Annotated in this window: 10 protein-coding genes; 8 read left to right on the top strand and 2 right to left on the bottom strand. The window is 43.1% G+C overall.

Annotated elements, in window-relative coordinates; translation table 11 throughout:
• Positions 1-3 precede the first annotated feature (3 nt).
• From BMX50_RS12755 to BMX50_RS12730, 6 genes are all read left to right on the top strand, one after another.
• Positions 4-1,926, top strand: coding sequence for an alpha/beta fold hydrolase (locus BMX50_RS12755; protein WP_091210898.1), 1,923 nt, complete (start codon positions 4-6; stop codon positions 1,924-1,926).
• Positions 1,913-3,853 carry a glycoside hydrolase family 127 protein gene (locus tag BMX50_RS12750; protein WP_091210897.1) on the top strand — a complete coding sequence of 647 codons (1,941 nt, stop codon included), beginning with the start codon at positions 1,913-1,915 and terminating at the stop codon, positions 3,851-3,853. The genes BMX50_RS12755 and BMX50_RS12750 overlap by 14 nt, the downstream gene beginning before the upstream one ends.
• A gap of 16 nt (positions 3,854-3,869) precedes the next feature.
• Positions 3,870-5,507 carry a glycoside hydrolase family 43 protein gene (locus BMX50_RS12745; protein ID WP_091210896.1) on the top strand — a complete coding sequence of 546 codons (1,638 nt, stop codon included), beginning with the start codon at positions 3,870-3,872 and terminating at the stop codon, positions 5,505-5,507.
• A 39-nt stretch (positions 5,508-5,546) separates the two neighbouring features.
• Complete coding sequence (locus BMX50_RS12740) at positions 5,547-8,399, top strand: endo-acting ulvan lysase-like protein (RefSeq protein ID WP_167667887.1); 2,853 nt, start codon at positions 5,547-5,549, stop codon at positions 8,397-8,399.
• 4 nt (positions 8,400-8,403) lie between these two features.
• On the top strand, positions 8,404-10,059 hold the full coding sequence (locus BMX50_RS12735) for a hypothetical protein (protein WP_143065164.1): 1,656 nt from the start codon (positions 8,404-8,406) through the stop codon (positions 10,057-10,059).
• 339 nt (positions 10,060-10,398) lie between these two features.
• A complete protein-coding gene (locus BMX50_RS12730; protein WP_091210893.1) occupies positions 10,399-11,649 on the top strand; it encodes an alginate lyase family protein in 1,251 nt (416 codons plus the stop codon).
• 96 nt (positions 11,650-11,745) lie between these two features.
• Here BMX50_RS12730 and BMX50_RS12725 read toward each other — a convergent pair whose 3' ends face one another.
• Positions 11,746-12,447, bottom strand: a complete 702-nt coding sequence (locus BMX50_RS12725; RefSeq protein ID WP_091210892.1) for a hypothetical protein — start codon at positions 12,445-12,447, stop codon at positions 11,746-11,748.
• A gap of 195 nt (positions 12,448-12,642) precedes the next feature.
• Entirely contained in the window at positions 12,643-13,155 is a 513-nt protein-coding gene (locus tag BMX50_RS12720; protein WP_091210891.1) for an AAA family ATPase, read from the bottom strand.
• A 383-nt stretch (positions 13,156-13,538) separates the two neighbouring features.
• Here BMX50_RS12720 and BMX50_RS12715 point away from each other — a divergent pair, with 383 nt between their 5' ends.
• Entirely contained in the window at positions 13,539-16,793 is a 3,255-nt protein-coding gene (locus tag BMX50_RS12715; RefSeq protein ID WP_091210890.1) for a DEAD/DEAH box helicase, read from the top strand.
• A gap of 317 nt (positions 16,794-17,110) precedes the next feature.
• Complete coding sequence (locus tag BMX50_RS12710) at positions 17,111-18,724, top strand: helicase-related protein (RefSeq protein WP_091210889.1); 1,614 nt, start codon at positions 17,111-17,113, stop codon at positions 18,722-18,724.
• Positions 18,725-18,726 lie beyond the last annotated feature (2 nt).

The raw sequence follows: 18,726 nt of genomic DNA, 5'->3' as shown, positions 1-18,726 counted from the left end.
TAAATGAAAAACGCCCGGATAATCATATTAACCTCTATACTGACTGCTATAGCCGGAGTTGCATCTTCCCAGATGAAAGCAAAAACGCCTGTTGTGTATGATTTTTCTTACCTGGACAGGAAGATCGGCGGCTGGGTTGACAGCGGTTACTACAAAGGGGCATCCATAATTATTGTTAAGGATGATGAGGTTATTCACCAAAAATATTTTGGAAACTATACCCCTGAAACAGTAGCCTATATAGCATCGGCAGGCAAATGGCTTGCTGCTGCTACTATAGCTGCCGTAGTTGACGATGGCAAATTATCATGGGACGATCAGGTAAAAAAGTGGCTGCCCGAATTTAAAGATCAAAAAGGGGAGGCCACTTTAAGGCAACTGTTTTCGCATACTGCCGGTTATCCTGATTATCAGCCGGAAGGCACCCACCCCGATAACTATCAAACGCTGAAAGAGTCGGTAGCTCACATCGTCGATTTGCCTGCTGATGCTGCTCTCGGTACTAAATTTAAATACGGCGGTCTTGCCATGCAGGTAGCCGGGCGTATGGCTGAACTGGCAGCAGGTAAAGACTGGGAAACAATCTTCCAGGAAAAGATAGCGGAACCATTAGGCATGCAATTAACTCATTTTACGCCCGTAAGTAATGTTGGTGGTCAAAACCCTATGTTGGGTGGCGGAGCGAGATCGTCACGGGAAGATTATGCCCATTTCCTGAACATGATCATCCATAACGGGGTATATAAAGGCAAACGCATTCTATCTGAAAAAGCCATACAGGAGATGCAGGCCGATCAGGTTGGGAACGCTGAAATGACCGACCCTTACGTTGAAAACACCCGCGCCAGTGAACGAAAGGATGTTTACGGTCTTGGCGAATGGCGCGAAGAGGTTGATGCTAAAGGTAACGCCACGCTGATCAGCAGCCCGAGCTGGGCTGGTGCCTATCCCTGGATCGATAAAAAGAACCATGTTTATGGTTTTATGCTTGCCCGTGTAGCCGAAATGAAAAATGGTTTCAATTCATTTTTAGGCAGCCCCGTATTGCCGCTGTTGGTAAGGGATGTACTGGCACAGGCAAACATGAAAAATGTAAAGCACGGTTACGTCACAACGGTTGACGGTGCTAAACTTTATTATGAAGAAACAGGAAAAGGCGAGCCGCTGATCCTGATCCACTGGCATTCATTTGACCGCACGGAATGGGACCCGCAATTTTTTGAGCTGGCTAAAAAATACCGGGTGATCCGTTATGATCTGAGGGGATACGGCTGGTCGTCAATGCCTTCTGAAAATCAGAAAGCCCTGCATGCCGATGATTTGAAAGCTTTAATGGATCAACTGCATATAGCAAAAGCGCATATTGTAGGGCTATCGTTAGGTGGATTTATAGTTACAGACTTTTTAGCGCTATATCCTGGTCGTTTACTTTCGGCAACGGCAGCCAGTGGCGATTTTTTTGATGTTCCCGGCCCCGGTCAACTATGGACTGCCAAAGAGGCCGAAATTCAACATGAAAAGATCAAAACATGGCAAGCTAAAGGTATCCAGGCCAGTAAGCAGGAGTGGTTTAATAAACTAACCGTACGCAATGGTAAAAATGTCGAAAGTTTAAGGCAGCCCGTCTGGAATATGATCTATAAATGGGATGCCTGGCAGCCTCAGCATCTTGAGCCTCGCTTTTTACTTGGTAATGAGGCCGAAGCCCGGTTAAGGGCGCAAAAAATAACCGTGCCGGTAATGGTACTCACCGGGGATGTTGATGCCGATGTTCCCGACAGGTTGTTGAAAGTAGTATCATCAGCTAAGCAGGTGATCATTCCTAACGCAGGACATGTAAGCAACCTGGAGAACCCCGATGGTTTCAACGAAAAACTGCTGGCTTTTTTGAATACGATAAAACTAAAAGAAGATGAAAAGAATTAGGAGGTTCCTGTGTATTGGATTACTAATGCTGCCTTTAGGGCTATCAGCCCAATATATAGGACAGCATCAATCTCAAATAAAAGCAGAACCAAAGATTACTGTTAAAGCATACAGTTTTGATTTGCAGGATGTAAAGCTGCTTGACAGCCGCTTTAAGGAAAATATGAACCGCGAAGGTGAGTGGATGCTATCCCTGCCGGTAGAACGTTTGCTGCATAGTTTCCGGGTTAACGCGGGTATGCTTACCAATAAAAAAGACAGTAAAACCAAAATGCCAGCCCCGCTTGGCGGTTGGGAAGCTTTGGATATGGAATTGCGTGGGCATAGTATCGGCCATTTGTTATCCGGGCTTTCATTCCAGTATGCTGCCACAGGTAACATACTTTTTAAGAAAAAGATAGACAGCCTGGTTTCAGGACTTGCCGAAGTACAAACTACCCTCAACGAAGGAGGATATTTAAGTGCCTTTCCGCAAAATTATATTGACAGGAATATTCAAGGTAAAAGTGTTTGGGCACCATGGTATACCCTGCATAAAATAGTAGCCGGTTTAATTGATGCTTACTGGTATGCAGGCGATACGCAGGCACTGGATGTGGTGAATAAAATGGCTTTATGGGCTTATCAAAAGATCTCACCATTAAATCAGGATCAACTGGCCCTGATGCTCAGGAACGAATTTGGAGGCATGAACGAAGCATGGTATAACCTATATTCCATAACCGGTAACCCGGAACATAAAAAGCTTGGCGATTTGTTTTATCACCACGCCGTACTTGATCCTTTGGCAGCCGGCGAGGACAAGCTCAATAAAATGCATGCCAATACCGTTATTCCCAAAATAACAGGGGAGGCCCGTGCCTACGAATTAACCGGCGATAACAGGGACAAAGCCATAGTAAGCAATTTCTGGGATAATGTGATCCATAATCAAACCTATGTCATCGGCAGTAATAGCGACAAGGAACATTTTATTGAGCCCGGTAAGATCTCAAAATTCATAACCGGTTATACCGGCGAAACCTGTAATACCTACAATATGCTCAAGGTAACACGCCACCTGTTTACCTGGGATGCCAACGTAAAATATGCCGATTATTATGAGCGGGCTTTATACAATCATATTTTGGGACAGCAGGATCCCAAAACCGGTATGGTATGTTATTTTACACCATTGAAAGCCGGAGCATTTCGGCTATACAGTACCCGCGATAGTTCGTTTTGGTGCTGTGTAGGCTCTGGGTTTGAGAGCCAGTCGAAATACGGTGAAGCTATTTATTACCATAACGATCAGGGTGTTTATGTAAATCTTTTTATTCCATCAGTATTAACATGGAAGGAGCGGGGTTTGAAACTAAGGCAGGAAACCACATATCCCGAGGACGCGACTACGCACTTAACGATAGATTCGGCGAGTGCGGAAAATTTAACTCTCTATATCCGATACCCGGGGTGGGCGCGTAATGGAGCCACCGTTAAAATAAATGGTAAAAACGTTAAAGTTAATCAGTCGCCTGGAAGCTATATCACCCTAAACCGTAAATGGAAAACTGGTGATAAGGTAGAAATAACCTACCCAATAACCTTGCACCTCGAACCAACGCCCGATAATCCGAAAATAGCCGCTGTAATGTACGGGCCGGTGGTACTGGCTGGTGAAATGGGTACCGAAGCAATGCCGGCCCATGCACCATATCATGACGCTACCGATCCTTACCAGTATTATGACTATGACTATAACGTCCCTGCTAATCTGGTTCGGTCTTTAAAAATTAATGAGGAGAATGTTGCCGAGGCTTTAAAACCAGTTAACGGGGAGCCTCTGACTTTTAAAACTATCAATACTATAAATGGAACACCGGTTACATTGGAACCCTACTATAACCTGCACCGCCAGCGCTATGTAGTTTACTGGGATTTATATTAATAAGAATAGCTTAAATATGTATAAAAACAGTTTTATCAAAAGCTTAATAATAGGATTGATCCTGATTACGGGTATTGGTCAGGGTTTCGCACAAATATCTAAAGTTTGGGTTGCAGATAAGGGCAACGGTACTTATCAAAACCCGATTATCCATGCTGATTATTCCGACCCTGATGCTATCCGAGTAGGCAATGATTATTATATGGTATCATCCAGCTTTAATTGTATGCCGGGATTGCCAATTCTGCATTCTAAGGACCTGGTTAACTGGCAGCTGATCAATTATGCCTTAAAAAAGCAGCAGCCAGCAGCGGTTTATGATCTGCCGCAACATGGCAAGGGTGTTTGGGCGCCCTGTATCCGTTATCATAACAACGAGTTTTATATCTACTACCCGGATCCGGATTATGGTATTTACATGGTCAAAACCCGGAATCCTGCCGGAGATTGGGAAAAGCCGGTATTGGTATTACCGGGTAAAGGAATTATTGATCCGGCCCCGTTTTGGGACACCGATGGAAAGGCCTATTTAGGCGTAGCCTGGGCCGGCAGCCGCGCCGGTGTTAATAGTCTCATTACTGTTTTTAAGATGAATGCCTCGGGGACAACCATTACCGATGAAGGCATCCATGTTTATGACGGGCACGGAAAAAATCATACCATAGAAGGCCCCAAGTTTTATAAACGCAATGGCTATTACTACATTCTTGCCCCGGCAGGGGGAGTGGCCACCGGCTGGCAGTTAGCATTACGTTCTAAAAATATTTATGGCCCCTACGAAGAAAAGGTAGTAATGGACCAGGGCAAAACCGATGTGAACGGACCACACCAGGGTGCGCTGGTGGAAACCCAAACGGGTGAGCCCTGGTTTATTCATTTCCAGGACAAAGGCGTTTACGGCCGGGTAGTTCATTTACAACCGGTGAAATGGGTGGGCGACTGGCCGGTGATTGGTCATGACCCGGATCAGGATGGTAAGGGAGAACCTGTACTTACCTATAAAAAACCAAATACAGATGCGGTGTATCCAATCCAGACACCTGCCGAAAGCGACGAATTTAACGGCGACAAAACCGGTTTGCAATGGCAATGGCATGCCAACCCTAAAATTCAATGGAGTGCTCAAATCAAAGGATCAGGCTATTTAAGGCTGTTTGCTTTTCCGCAGGATAAAAATGCAGCTAACCTTTGGACTACGCCAAACCTGCTGTTGCAAAAATTGCCGGCTCCTGACTTCTCGGCAACCACGAAAGTAAAATACCAGGTTGAGTGGGAAACAGGGCAGGGCAAAAAAGCCGGCTTATTGATGATGGGCAATGATTATACCTATCTCTCCATATCAAAAGATGAGCAGGGCTACAAGTTAAGCACCGTGGTTTGTAAAAACGCCATGGACGGCACAGCAGAGGAGACCACCGATGAAAAACGGATCAAAAGTGCTGAGGCATATCTGCGTATCAAAGTGAGCGCACCCGATGCCCGGTGTATTTTCAGCTACAGCGAAGACGGGGTGAATTTTACCACTATCGGAAAAGAGTTTGTTGCAAAGCCTGATAAATGGATAGGTGCCAAAGTAGGCTTGTTTTGTATCAGCGCACCCGACGTACGTATGGGTGGCTATGCTGATTTCGATTGGTTCAGGGTGGATAAGTAGCGTACTATTTTATAAAAAGAAGAATAAATGATGATCAGCATGATTAAAAGATATTTACGAAGACAAAGCACAACGACCAGGCTTGTTTTATCAGCTTTGTCGCTATGGTTACTTGCAATTAAACCTGTTTACGCGCAACAGATAGATATTTCCGGTATAAATGTAAAAGGCCACGCCCGTTTGCTTGCAGATGAAAACACCGGCAGGGATAAACTCAACACACTTATAAAAAAAGAAGGCTGGGCAACAACAACCTTTAACCAGATCCGGGCAGATGCAGATGCCAATGTTTCCCGCTATCAGACTGACAGCACATGGATGTCATCGCGGTTACAGATGTACTGGAAGCAGCATTATACCGATGTTTTTATTAAAAATGGCATTTATGCTTATGCAACCGGTCATGCACCCGTGCCCACCGTTAGGTTTACCGGAACGCGGGATGCAGCTACCCAATATATGCGCCCGAAATTGGAAGATATCAAGCCTTACATGGATGAGGATGGTAAATTGTATCTGCAAAACGGAACTGTGCCCGGCAAGCCCTGGGAGTGGGTAGAGCAGTCAAAAACAGGACGGATCATTGAATCGATCAATATCGAGATCATTGAAAAGGCCCGCAACGCGGCAATGCTTTACTGGCTTACCGGCGATGAAAAGTACGCTGCTTTTTCCTATTCTATCCTGGATCCCTATATCACAGGGATGGGGTACCGGAATGAACCGGTTGACCTTAACCATGGTCATGATCAAACGCTGGTTGGTTTATCTGCTTTTGAAGTGATCCACGAAGATGTGCTGGAACCTTTAACTGCGGGCTATGATTTCCTTTTTCCGTATATTAAAAAGCATCACCCCGAAAAATTACAGACGTATGCCGTTACCTTCAAGAAATGGGCCGATCTCATTATCAAAAATGGTGTGCCTTTTAATAACTGGGATTTAATAGAAGCCAAATTTGTAGCAGATATCGCCATCATCCTTGAAAATGATAGCTATTATGCCGATAAAAAAGGATGCCAATACTACCTTGACCAGATCCTGAATAAAACCTATACCCGCCAGTGGAGTTTAACTACATTGCTCAAAGGTTATGACCCGGCAACTGCCATTTGGGGCGAGTGCCCAGGCTATTCTCAGAATGTGATAGCTGATTTTACGGGCTTTGTGAACCTCTTTGACCGTACACTGCATACAGATCTCCTGAAACAGATCCATGTTTTGCCTAAAGCGGTGCTGGCTTATGCCCAATACCTGTATCCCAACGGATATATCGTAGGTTTCGGTGATACCCATTACGGCAAACTCCGAACCGATGCCATATCTGATCTGATCCGTAATGCCCGTGTAAACAATAAACCCGATCAGGAAACTATTTATAGCAGGATGCTAAAAACGATCAACGCCCTGGGGCAACAGGACAGCCCCGGAACAGTTATACGACAAACAGGTTTTAATGCGCTTTTTGGTACCCCGCCCATTACCATTCCCGATACAGTCAAAGCAGGATCGCCGGGAGATTATCTAACGGCAACTTTCTGGTCGCCTAATGTAAGCTGGATGGTACAGCGGAACGGGCTGGACATAAACACGGGACTGATGATCTCTCAGGCTGGTTCCAGCGGTAATCATATGCATGCAAACGGCATTGCGATGGAGCTTTACGGCAGGGGAATAGTGCTTGCGCCGGAAGGTGGCATTGGCGGGAGTTATTTTCAGACCGACTATGCCGAATACTACTCACAGTTTCCGGCGCATAATACTGTGGTGGTTGATGGCATTTCATCGTACCCGGTTATGAAAAGTAATCATCCCTTAAAACTCAACGCCCTTTACCCACAATCTGCCCAAAAGGCTGGGTATTTTAAAGGCATTACCTTTTCAGATGTTTCATTTTTGGAACCTGAAACTAACGCCGATCAGAACAGGCTGATGAGTATTATTCGTACCGGTGATTCGACGGGGTATTATGTAGATATCTTCAGGTCAAGGCGTAAAGATGGTAAAGACAAGTCGCATGATTATATCTACCATAACCTTGGGCAGCAGGTAACTTTATGCGATAGCGAGAATAAACCACTGGGTATTCGCCCAACAGAGAAGCTTACGTTCGCCAATACGGAATTGGTAGGCTATGATTATTTCTACGACAAAAAATCTATCAGAACCGACAACGATTTTAAAGCTCGTTTCAGTTTAAGCATCCCCGGCAAGGAAAGCATATTCATGAATATGTGGATGAAAAGTTATGCCGGCAGGGAAGTGTTCAGCGTAAAGGCTCCCCCGTCAAAAGCCTGGCGTAAAAATGAAATGATCCCGGACAGTATTGCCGGCATGCCTTTGCCTACGATTGTTGTACGCCAAACCGGCGAGGCATGGAGCAAGCCTTTTGCTGCGATCTATGAGCCATCGGGAGCTGCAAATAATGGAACATCCATTAGGAACATTGATTCGTTTGGTGGTGAGCCCGGATTTACTGGGTTAATTGTCAAGAATAAATCAGGGCGGAACGATTACATATTTGCGCACGCCGAAGTCCAGAAGGTGGGTTTTGAAGATATGCAGTTTAAGGGTTTGTATGGGGTAATCAGTGTTAGCGGCAGTAAGTTGGTTAGTCTGTTTTTGGGCAAAGGTATAAGTATTACTAAAAGCGGCTACGGTTTAACATCTTCTCAACCGGCATCAGCTGCATTATGGATAGAGAAAGACAAGCTGCATTTTACCGCCGATCACCCGGTAAAGCTTTATCTGCCGGCTGCCAAATTATCTGCACATCATCGTATCTCCCTAAATAATGTAGTAATAAAAGGCGAGCCGGTAAACCAAGACGGCAGCAGACAATGGTGTTTTAATATGCCCGCGAGCGCTGATGCTGAAATTGTATTGAATTAAGATCATGAAAAGAAGGCATAACCACTACACTACTCTTTTGATTGTTTTACTGCTCTTGGCGGGGCAGTTAGTTCATGCCGCGGTATGGCAATGGTCGGTGCCCGTTAAACAGGTAGGGGTTAACAAAGATCCTTCAAGAGCATTTTTATGGATACCGCCTGGCTGTAAACAAGTAAAGGCTGTCATATTCGCTCAAAACAATATGGAGGAGCAATCCATACTGGAAGACTCAGAATTTAGATCGGAAATGGGGAAACTGGGCGTGGCGGAAATCTGGGTTAGCCCAGCTTTTAATCTGAAATTTTTATTTAACGAAGGAGCGGGAGAGCAGTTTAATACGCTGATTAATGACCTGTCTGATATTTCCGGTTATATTGAGTTGAAAATCGCGCCAGTTATCCCCATGGGACATTCGGCTGCTGCAAGTGCGCCTTATTATTTCGGCGCATGGAACCCATCGCGTACGCTGGCATGTATCTCGGTAAGTGGTCAATGGCCATACGTAAGAAATGCTTTTGCGCCCGATATCTGGAGTAAAGATCAAACTCTCGATTATATCCCTTGCCTGGAAACCATGGGCGAATACGAAGCCGCTAATACCTGGAGTGAGGAAGGGCTGAAAGAGCGGCAGGAACATTCGCTGTTGCCGTTGAGTATGTTATCCAATCCGGCGCAGGGGCATTTCGCCACCACAAGGGAAAAGAACGCCTATCTTGCCTTTTATATCAAAAAAGCTATCCAATACCGGTTACCCCAAAATGTACCAATGGGTGCCGCACCTAAGTTGATCGATATCGATCCTACAAAAACGGGCTGGCTGGTTGATAAATGGCGCTATAATGAACTGCCTGTCGCCAATCCTGCGCCTGTAGGTAACTATAAGGGCGATGCTTCAAAAGCCTTTTGGTATTTTGATGAAGAAACAGCTAAAGTAACAACAGCATACCAGGCAAAACATCGCAATCAAACACCGCAGCTGATAGGGTATGTACAACACGGGCAAATGCTTGAACAGCACAATACGCACCAACAGGTAAACCTGCAATTTGAACCTGATGCAGATGGGATCACTTTTAAACTTCATGCTACTTTTTATGAAACAGTGCCAGGGGGAAGCCCGCGTTTGCCTGTTTGGTCTGACAGGGCAGTTGGTTCTTCTATAGGGCACGCTGCCGGAAACACTCCTGTTGCTATCAACCCGATCACCGGCCCGGTCATCAAGTTAAATGATTCAACGTTCAGGCTAAATCCGCGAGCTGGTTATTGGGAAAATCCGCATAGCTATGAATTATGGTTTGCTGCTACCCATCCGGGCGATGCCGAATATAAACCTGCAGTGCAGCAATCGCTGATGATTGTGCCTCCTCGTAATACAATAGGGCAGGAGCAGCATATTACATTTTCGCTGATCCCTAACCAAAAGCAATATGCGAAAGGAATAAAGTTGGATGCCCGATCAGATGCGCATGTACCGGTAGGGTTTTATGTATTGGAAGGTCCGGCTGAGTTATCGGGTGGCGCATTAAATATTACAGACATTCCACCGAGAAGCCGCTTCCCCATAAAAGTTACGGTAGTGGCCTGGCAATATGGTAATAGCCATGAGCCAAAACTGCAAACGGCAACGCCTGTAGAACAATCTTTTTTTATTGAAAAATAGTTGAAATACTTAAAATATTAACCATGGTCATACTTCTTCTAACAAATTCAAATTGTATCACTTAAACCCAAAGCCAATGAAATAAATTAAAGTTAATTAAACCAAATAGTTGATTCGGGGAAGGATCAATTATGCTTCTGCACGGTATAAAACCTCTTGTTATACCCTGAAAACTGATTGCCAATTATCAGTTAAAATCAATATTTAATAAAAATGTTTGACGGTGCTAAATCAGCGCGACAGGTAATCTATTGCCTTGCGCGAAGGAGATGCGACCGAATAATTGGTCGGGACTTAAATCTTACTAATTACATTTTACCAACTTAAATTTTACAAATTATGAGAAAAACTTTGTTTTATGCATCTATCGTTATGCTTGCAGCGTTTACCGGTTGCTCTAAAGAAAGGAAAAATCTGGTATCAGCTAATGAGTCTAAAAATGGTAACGTAAAAACTTCGACGATCGATTTTATACATCCGGGAACTGTATTAACCAAATCTCAAATGCAGTATGCCTATGCGCGGGCAATGGCTAATGTGGAGCCTTACAAAACAACCTTTGCTAATTTTCAAAGCAATTATGCTACATTTTTATCCAGTAGCTATACGCCGCACGCTCATGCCCAGGTAGGCCGCAATTTATATAAGAGTGACTACGAAAATGATGCGATGGCTATGTTCGTAAATGGCGTTATGTGGAATATGACCGGGCAAACCCAGTATGCAGACAAGGTTATTCAATTGCTTGACGCATGGGCATCAACCTGTACATCCATTCAATATCCTGACAATGACTGGCAGTTATGTAATGGCTACGGATTGCATTTTATGATTTATGGTGCAGATATGGTTTACAACTATTCTGGTCTTACCTCAGCAAAGAAGACCAGCTATAAAAACCTCTTCAAGATATTTTATAACTATTATGCCGCATACGCCACAACATACAGCAAAACAGCGCCATTTGTAGTAGCTGGCTGGCCATCATGGGGATCAAGTGCAGGTAAATTTATTATGGCATACGGTATCTTCTGCGAAAGCCAGACAGCATATAACCTTTCACTTGAATACTTTAACAGAACCGCCGCTAATGGTGCCGATAATGGCACAAATGTAACGGCATTTTTATCAACAGGGCAGCCTGTTGAGGGAGGGCGTGACCAATACTATACCCAATTGTGTTTGGCCAGTTTCCTGGAATGGGCTCAGATGGCGTATAATCAGGGTGACAAATCACTTTATGACGCCCGCAGCGGGGTGATTGGTAAGGCCATGGAATATACAGCCAAGTATAACCTTGGCAACAGCGTAACCTGGGATCCTGTAACCCCGGCCACGCCGATATGGCAGGTTACACCTCCTATTGCTGCTATTTCATCATCTAACCGTGGTAATTACCGGCCCATCTGGTATATGGCCTATAACTACTACCACCGCTACAGGGGATTGAGCATGCCCTATACCGAGCAGGTTATGGCCAGCCATGTGAACGAAGGTACTACAACCACCATTACCGACGAAGTTGGATGGGGGAGTTTATTTTATTGTAATACCTCGCAAACTATTGTTGCCCCATCATATACCTGGTAAACATTTATAACAAAAGAGAGGCTACTTTCAGATGGTAGCCTCTCCTGTTATCCAACGATAAGGGGACAACGAAAAGGTACAGTATATATTATGTAATCAGTGGTGGCGTTGTCCTTTCGCTTTTTTGTAAGTAGCCAGGGAACTATCCAAAGATTGTCCTTTTTGGTAAATGCAGTCGCAAAAAACCTGACAGGCTTTCGGGTTTTTGCTTGACGGGCATTGATTGCGGCATTCGGCTTCCTCGTTGCCTGGCGTAATCTCGTATAGGTAAAAAGTACCGCCGATAATGAAGGTAAGAATGGCAAGGACGCCGCCGAAAAAATATAGGCGCAATCGTCCGGTATTGGCCGTTCGTTCAAAAGTGGGAGCAGAGGACTGTTTAATCGGCAGTAAGTATTTTAGCCTGTCATAATCCCAGACCAGTAAGTATATGCAGCCCAATAGCATCATGGTGATCAGCCGGGTACCGTCGAAACGTGTGGCGTAGGTTAAAACGGTGATGTTAATGATCAAGGGAAAATACATGACAACACCAAGCAGTGCGGTACGCGGGACTAATAATAAGATAGCGATAACGACTTGCGTAATGCCAATGAATGTATAATAATAACCAGTTTGAAGTAAGGCATCAAAATAATGACCAAGAGGGTTATTATGCGGCAGCCCCTCGGCAAAACGTTGACCCATGATTTTGACAAAGCCCGTCGGCAAGAAACTCGCTGCGAGGGCCACACGGCAGAAAATAGCGAAGCGACGGAACCAGGGATCGGCCTTAGCCAGGTCGTAAAGTGTTCTCATATAGCTAAATTTCTTTTGAGATATAAAGTTATTCAATAACTTTTAAATTCAAAGTACTTTTTGTTTTAGTTGGAAGGTTTCTGTTTAACCGGTAAACTATGACCTTAATATAAAAAGCCATACTTTTTCTTTTAATGAAACACTTTTGATTGTTTGAAAGCTTATATTGGATGATAACAACAGGCAGTTTGATGTCTATCGTGAGATTTTAGCGAGCACCTGGTCTCTGCGGCCGGATAAAGTACCGCTTACTTCAATTGCCGCAATGCCGAGATCTCTTATCCAATCCAATAGCAAATCATTCACCCGGCTTCTGAGTTTTAGCTTATCTGACGGATGCACAGCTATCAAATCCGGTTCTTCTATAGGAACAAACACGAGAAGGTCGATTCCGGCAATTATTGTTTGAGTTGTTTCAAATAACAGTTGAATATTCCTGCCCGGATCAATAACATGAAGATAGGCCAAAATATCAATGACACATCTGTCAAATATCACCTTGCTTTCGCTTTTGGAAACAAGCTTTACTGAATAATTAAACTGGTCAAGAAAATCCTCTGAAGTAGGGGCTTCTGAAAATTCATACCCGGATGCTTCCAATTGATAATATGGCTCCATTTCGAGGGTATACCCGGGAAGGCTCTCCAGAAGTTCTTCTGCCAATGTTGTTTTCCCCACCTTATGAGCTCCAACTATCGCTACTCTCATATTTCAATTTGACTTGTGGAATATCACAAAACAAAACAGGTCCGCATTTGCGAACCTGTTTTGTTTTTCAGTGATCCCGCTGGGATTCGAACCCCGTGAGATAAAGCTCTTATTATCAGTATAATATGCCATCTAATTTAAGACGTATACCGCGAAGTATACCGAATTCTTTAGATCAATTTGATGTTGTTTTAGAACGTTAATACCCAAATATACTATTTGTTTTGCAAACATTAAAGTGTAATTAGTAAAGATAAGAAACCTAACGGCTATGGTTAATTATCGTGGTCTATTCCGACTTGGTAAGTACAAGGTAGCTAACTAATTAAAAAATTGTAATTTAGATTTTTCCTAAATCAAACCTCCAATTATAATGTATAACTATGATAATTATCCTTCCTCCTGTTAAATCGGTTAAGACCAACACAAATGGACAAATCGTAGCAATGATAAAAAGGAAGCAAGAAGTAGAGTCGGCGGTTACTAAGGTTGGAATTGATAAAAAATCGGGCCTTGAAATTAAAATAAATGGAAATCCTGTGCTCTTATTAATAAAGAGGAACTCGCAGGCGCTTAAAAAGCAATACACTCATATTGTTGTAATAGATGAAATCAATTTTAATGAATTACCACAAACGCTTGATCTATCTGATTTAGATTGGAATAAACATCCGTTGCTTAGCGAAGACTATGTTAAAAAGCACACTAAGCAGCTGGTTACAAGTTCATGGAAGAACAACTTCAACTTCAAAGAAGATTCCCCTGGTTCAGCGGGGTTGCGGGTTCCCCAGATTGGTTCACTTCATGCCTTGAAGGCACATTGGTGTATATCCAATGAGGCGGCAGTAATTGTTCTTCCTACGGGTACAGGCAAAACGGAAACTATGTTGTCGACATTAGTGCTCGAAAACATCCCGTCTTTGCTGGTGGTCGTTCCCACAGACGCGTTAAGGGATCAGTTAGCAGGAAAATTTGCGACTTTGGGCATTCTGCCTGAATTTGGGATTGTTAATGAAGATGCCGAAAATCCCATAGTAGGGATCATGCGACATGCCTTTAAGACGCCAGCTGCGGTAAAACAATTTATCGGGGAAGTGAATGTGACTATCGCAACTATGAGTGTGCTGGCCGCATGCACCAATGAAATCCAAACTTCAATCGCAGGGGAGATCACACATCTATTCATTGATGAAGCTCACCATACGCCGGCAGCAACCTGGAGCGTCTTTAAAAATAAATTTTCCAAACAACGTGTCGTGTTATTCACAGCTACGCCTTTCAGAAATGACGGGAAAAAACTTGACGGCAAATTCGTTTTTAATTTTCCGCTAAAAAAAGCACAAGAGTTAGATTATTTTAGACCAATACTGTTTAAGCCCATTAATGAACACAACAGAAAGCTGGCAGATCAGCAAATTGCAGCATTATCAGTAGAAACTTTAGCTGAGGATTTAAACAATGGTTTTGACCACATTCTGATGGTGCGGGTGAATAAGATCGAACGGGCGGAAGAAATTTTGCCCTATTATGCATCCCATACGCAATTTAACCCGGTTATTATCCATTCTCAAATTAAACCGGCAAGTGACCTAAAACAAATTGTAGCAAACGTTAAATTAAAAAAACATCGTATTATTATCTGCGTTGATATGTTAGGGGAAGGATTCGATCTTCCTGAATTAAAAATAGCAGCATTTCACGATACCAAAAAGAGCCTGGCGATCACTTTACAATTAGCTGGCCGTTTTACAAGGCCGCGAACAGATTTAGGACAGGCGACATTTATAGCCAATTTAGCCGAAGCTGAGGTCACCGAAGATTTAGAAGATTTATATTATAAAGATTCGGACTGGAATCTGCTTTTGCCCGATATGGCTTATAAAATGAGTCTTGAGCAGGAGGATTTCCGTGATTTCATGGAGGGATTCAAAGGATTTCCTGATAAATTCCCCATCCAGGCGATTAAAAATCCTTTAAGCGTTATTATTTTTAAACAGGAGTCAGACAAGTGGAATCCTCTAAATTACCGTAAGGGACTTGCCGGGATAGATAGTTTTGAATATGTATATAGTGATTATAATAAAGAAAAAGAAGTACTAATCGTTATTACTGGGAAACGAAATGCGGTGAAATGGGCAAAAGTCGAAGACTTCCAAAGTATTAACTGGGAAATCATCGTTTGCCATTTTGACCAGGAAACGAAGCTTTTGTATCTTCACGCCTCTAACACAAATTCCTACTATGACCGGTTTGTACAGGCAGTAGGAATAGATGCTTTTCTCCTTAAAGGGCAAAATATTTTCCGGGTTTTTTATGGGCTCAATAGACTGAGATTGCATAATGTAGGCGTTCGGGAACCGATGGGAAGAGCTATGAACTATATTATGCGAGTCGGCAGCGATATCAAAACGGCTTTGAGATCAACAGAAATAAACAAAGCGATTAAGTCAAATATTTTCGGAGTAGGATTTGAAAACGCGGGCAGAACTAGCGTCGGGTGTAGCCATCATGGTCGTGTATGGTCTATGCGCTCTAATAATATTCCTACTTGGATTAAGTGGAGTAAGGGGGTGGCGAACAAGATCACCGATGAGTCTATAGACGCAGACCTTGTTTTAAAAGGGACGCTATTGCCCGAGGAAATAACTGTGATTGAGGATGTCTTGGCATTCAGTATCGAATGGCCCGATTTCATTTATAGAGAACTGATCGGTTCCATGGAGATCATTTTTAAAAATGAAGAATACCCAGTTTGGAATTGCGACTTATCAGTGGTTTCGCAAACGTCAATGTCGATAACATTCTCAATAGATTTTCCTGTCGGTAAGCAGCTTATTGTCTTGGAACTCTATCATGAATCCAATCAAAATAAATACCGCTTCAAATCCTCAAGTGAATTGTTCGTACGTATAGGCGGCGAACGGCGACTATTGAAAGACTTTTTTGAAGATTATCCGCCGCTTATTTACTTTGTGAACGGATCCTTTCTTGAAGGCAATCTTTTCACACGTATCACACATATATTGCCGAAATTTCCGTCAGAACGAATATTGACCGATAATTGGATAGACACAAATATTAGGTTGGAATCGCAAAGTTATGCAAAAAAAACAGACTCTATTCAGTACAACATCATACAGATGATGAAGTCCAATCCAAAATATCAGATTATTGTCGACGATGATGACAGCGGAGAGATTGGCGATGTGTTGGGCTTGTACACGGACGAGCGGTCAAATATCCTCAATCTTGATATTTATCATTGTAAATTCTCTTCTGACACAAGTCCTGGCATCAGGTTAAAAGACTTTTACGAAGTGTGCGGACAGGCTCAAAAAAGTGTCAAATGGATGGAAAATACAGACGAAATTTTTAAACACATAATTCGACGCAGCCAGCAACGGTTTGCTCGGCACGCTGTGGACCGTTTTGAAAAAGGAAATGAAGATGACCTGGATATTTTAAAACGGAGAGCAAGGAAAGATTTGAAGTTAAGGATGCATATTTTTATTGTGCAGCCAGGATTATCAAAACGGCAATACACTACAGAGAGCGATGTCAGCAAGCTACTGGCAGTTGTGGAAACCTATCTTCAGGAAACATGGAATGCCGGGTTAACTGTCATTTCAAGTATTTAGCCTTTAAGTCCATTATAAAGGTAATCTGATCCTTAGTATAATTAGAGGTCTTGTTTATTATGGTCGCACTATTCAATATTTGTGTAACTATAGAATGACTATATTTATAAAATATTATCTACTAATATTTTATAACCAATTACCTTACCTTTTCTTAATGAATACTTCAAGAGGCTCGATTTGGCGCAAATGTGATTTCCATGTTCATACCCCCTTTTCCGCACTTTCCAACGAGTTCGGTTCCGATTTCGATGTATACGTAGGTGCTGGTAAATATAAAACCGACACCGGCACAGCAGGAATTTATTGTAAAGCTCATGGAGTTCGCTCGAACCGGCGATGCAAGGCTGATCGGCAGGCCAAGCCTATCCGAATCAGAAGACAAAGCCAAAATGCTGATTGCCACCAATTATGCCAAGAAAATGGCCGCAGATATGCGCCTCATCGATCCGGTAAAATATGGCGACCATCCCGATAACAAGGTAAGTGTTTGTGCAAGGAACGTTGCGGAGTGGTACCATAAAAGCCAGGCCCATAAAGGCACCCAGATCATATTCTCAGATATCGGCACGCCCAAACCGGGTGCTTTCAATATCTATGATGCGCTCAAAGATAAGCTGGTAAAGGATTTTAATATCCCGCCCCATGAGATCACTTTTATTCATAACTGGACTGAAAAGAAAAAGCCGGAGCTCTTCCGTAAGATGAACCGGGGCGAGATCCGTCTGCTGATAGGCAGTACAGATAAGGCAGGCACCGGATTGAATGTTCAACAAAGAGTGGTCGCTATGCATCATCTAGATATTCCTTGGAAGCCATCGGAACTCGAACAGCGCAATGGACGTGACTCTAGGCAGGGCAATGTTATTGCAAAACAGTTTTATAGCAATAAGGTAATGAACTATATCTATGCTGTTGAGCAATCACTCGATAACTATAAGTTCAATCTTTTAAAGAACAAGCAGCTTTTCATTTCACAGATGAAAAATAATGAACTCAATGTTCGTAGCATCGATGAAGGGGCCATGGATGAAAAAAGCGGAATGAACTTTTCAGAATACATTGCTATCCTTTCCGGTGATACCTCACTGCTTGAAAAAAGCAAACTCGAAAAGAAGGTAGCTGTACTGGAAAGCCTGAAGACGGCGCATTTTAGGGACATTTCCCGCTCAAGGTTCCAATTGGAATCCGTCATAAGCGATAAGACAAATGCAGAAAGGACATTGAGTCTGTTAACTACCGACGAAAGCAATTATAAAGCAGTACTCAGCTTAGATAAGGACGGAGCTAAAAACAATTCGATTGCCTTGAAAGGATTTTCTTCAGCAGATCCGGAACAGATCGGCAGGCACATCATATCCCTTTATAAAAACTGGAAACCACTGGAAGGTCAGGACAGACAACAGATCGGATCGCTTTATGGCATGGAGCTGTTTATTGTACAACATAAGAATTATACAGGGTTTGATAAAAGTGGCGACGCCGAGTATGAGAAATACAACAGTTTTTTTGCCCAGAGTCCCGCAAGCGGAATAAGATACAGTTATAATGATGGCACGCCTAATACCGACAACCCCAAACTTGCAGCACGCCATTTCCTGAGCGCTATTGACAGGGTAAGTTCCATTAAGGAACAATATCAGAAGAAAGTCGATGAAGCAGAGGCTGCCATACCTATGCTCGAAAAAATTATTGGGAGGCCTTTTGAAAAAGAAGCAGAACTGCGTGAACTGAAAAGTGAATTAAGCATTTTGGAAAAAGAGATTGCTGCAAAAATTCTGGCTAATAAACTTTTGGAAACAGGTAGTACAAAGGACACCACTGAAAATATAACCGAAGAAAAGCAGGCTGTCATTGTGCCTTTTAATCCAAAGGGTAATACGATAGTTGTAGCACACGCGCCATTAAAGACAAGGGGGATGAAATTATAAAG

Origin of the sequence: Mucilaginibacter gossypiicola, from assembly GCF_900110105.1 — a bacterium.
GTDB classification, from domain to species: Bacteria; Bacteroidota; Bacteroidia; order Sphingobacteriales; family Sphingobacteriaceae; genus Mucilaginibacter; species Mucilaginibacter gossypiicola.
Note: the sequence above shows the minus strand (reverse complement) of the source record. Positions and strands in the feature narration are given on the sequence as shown.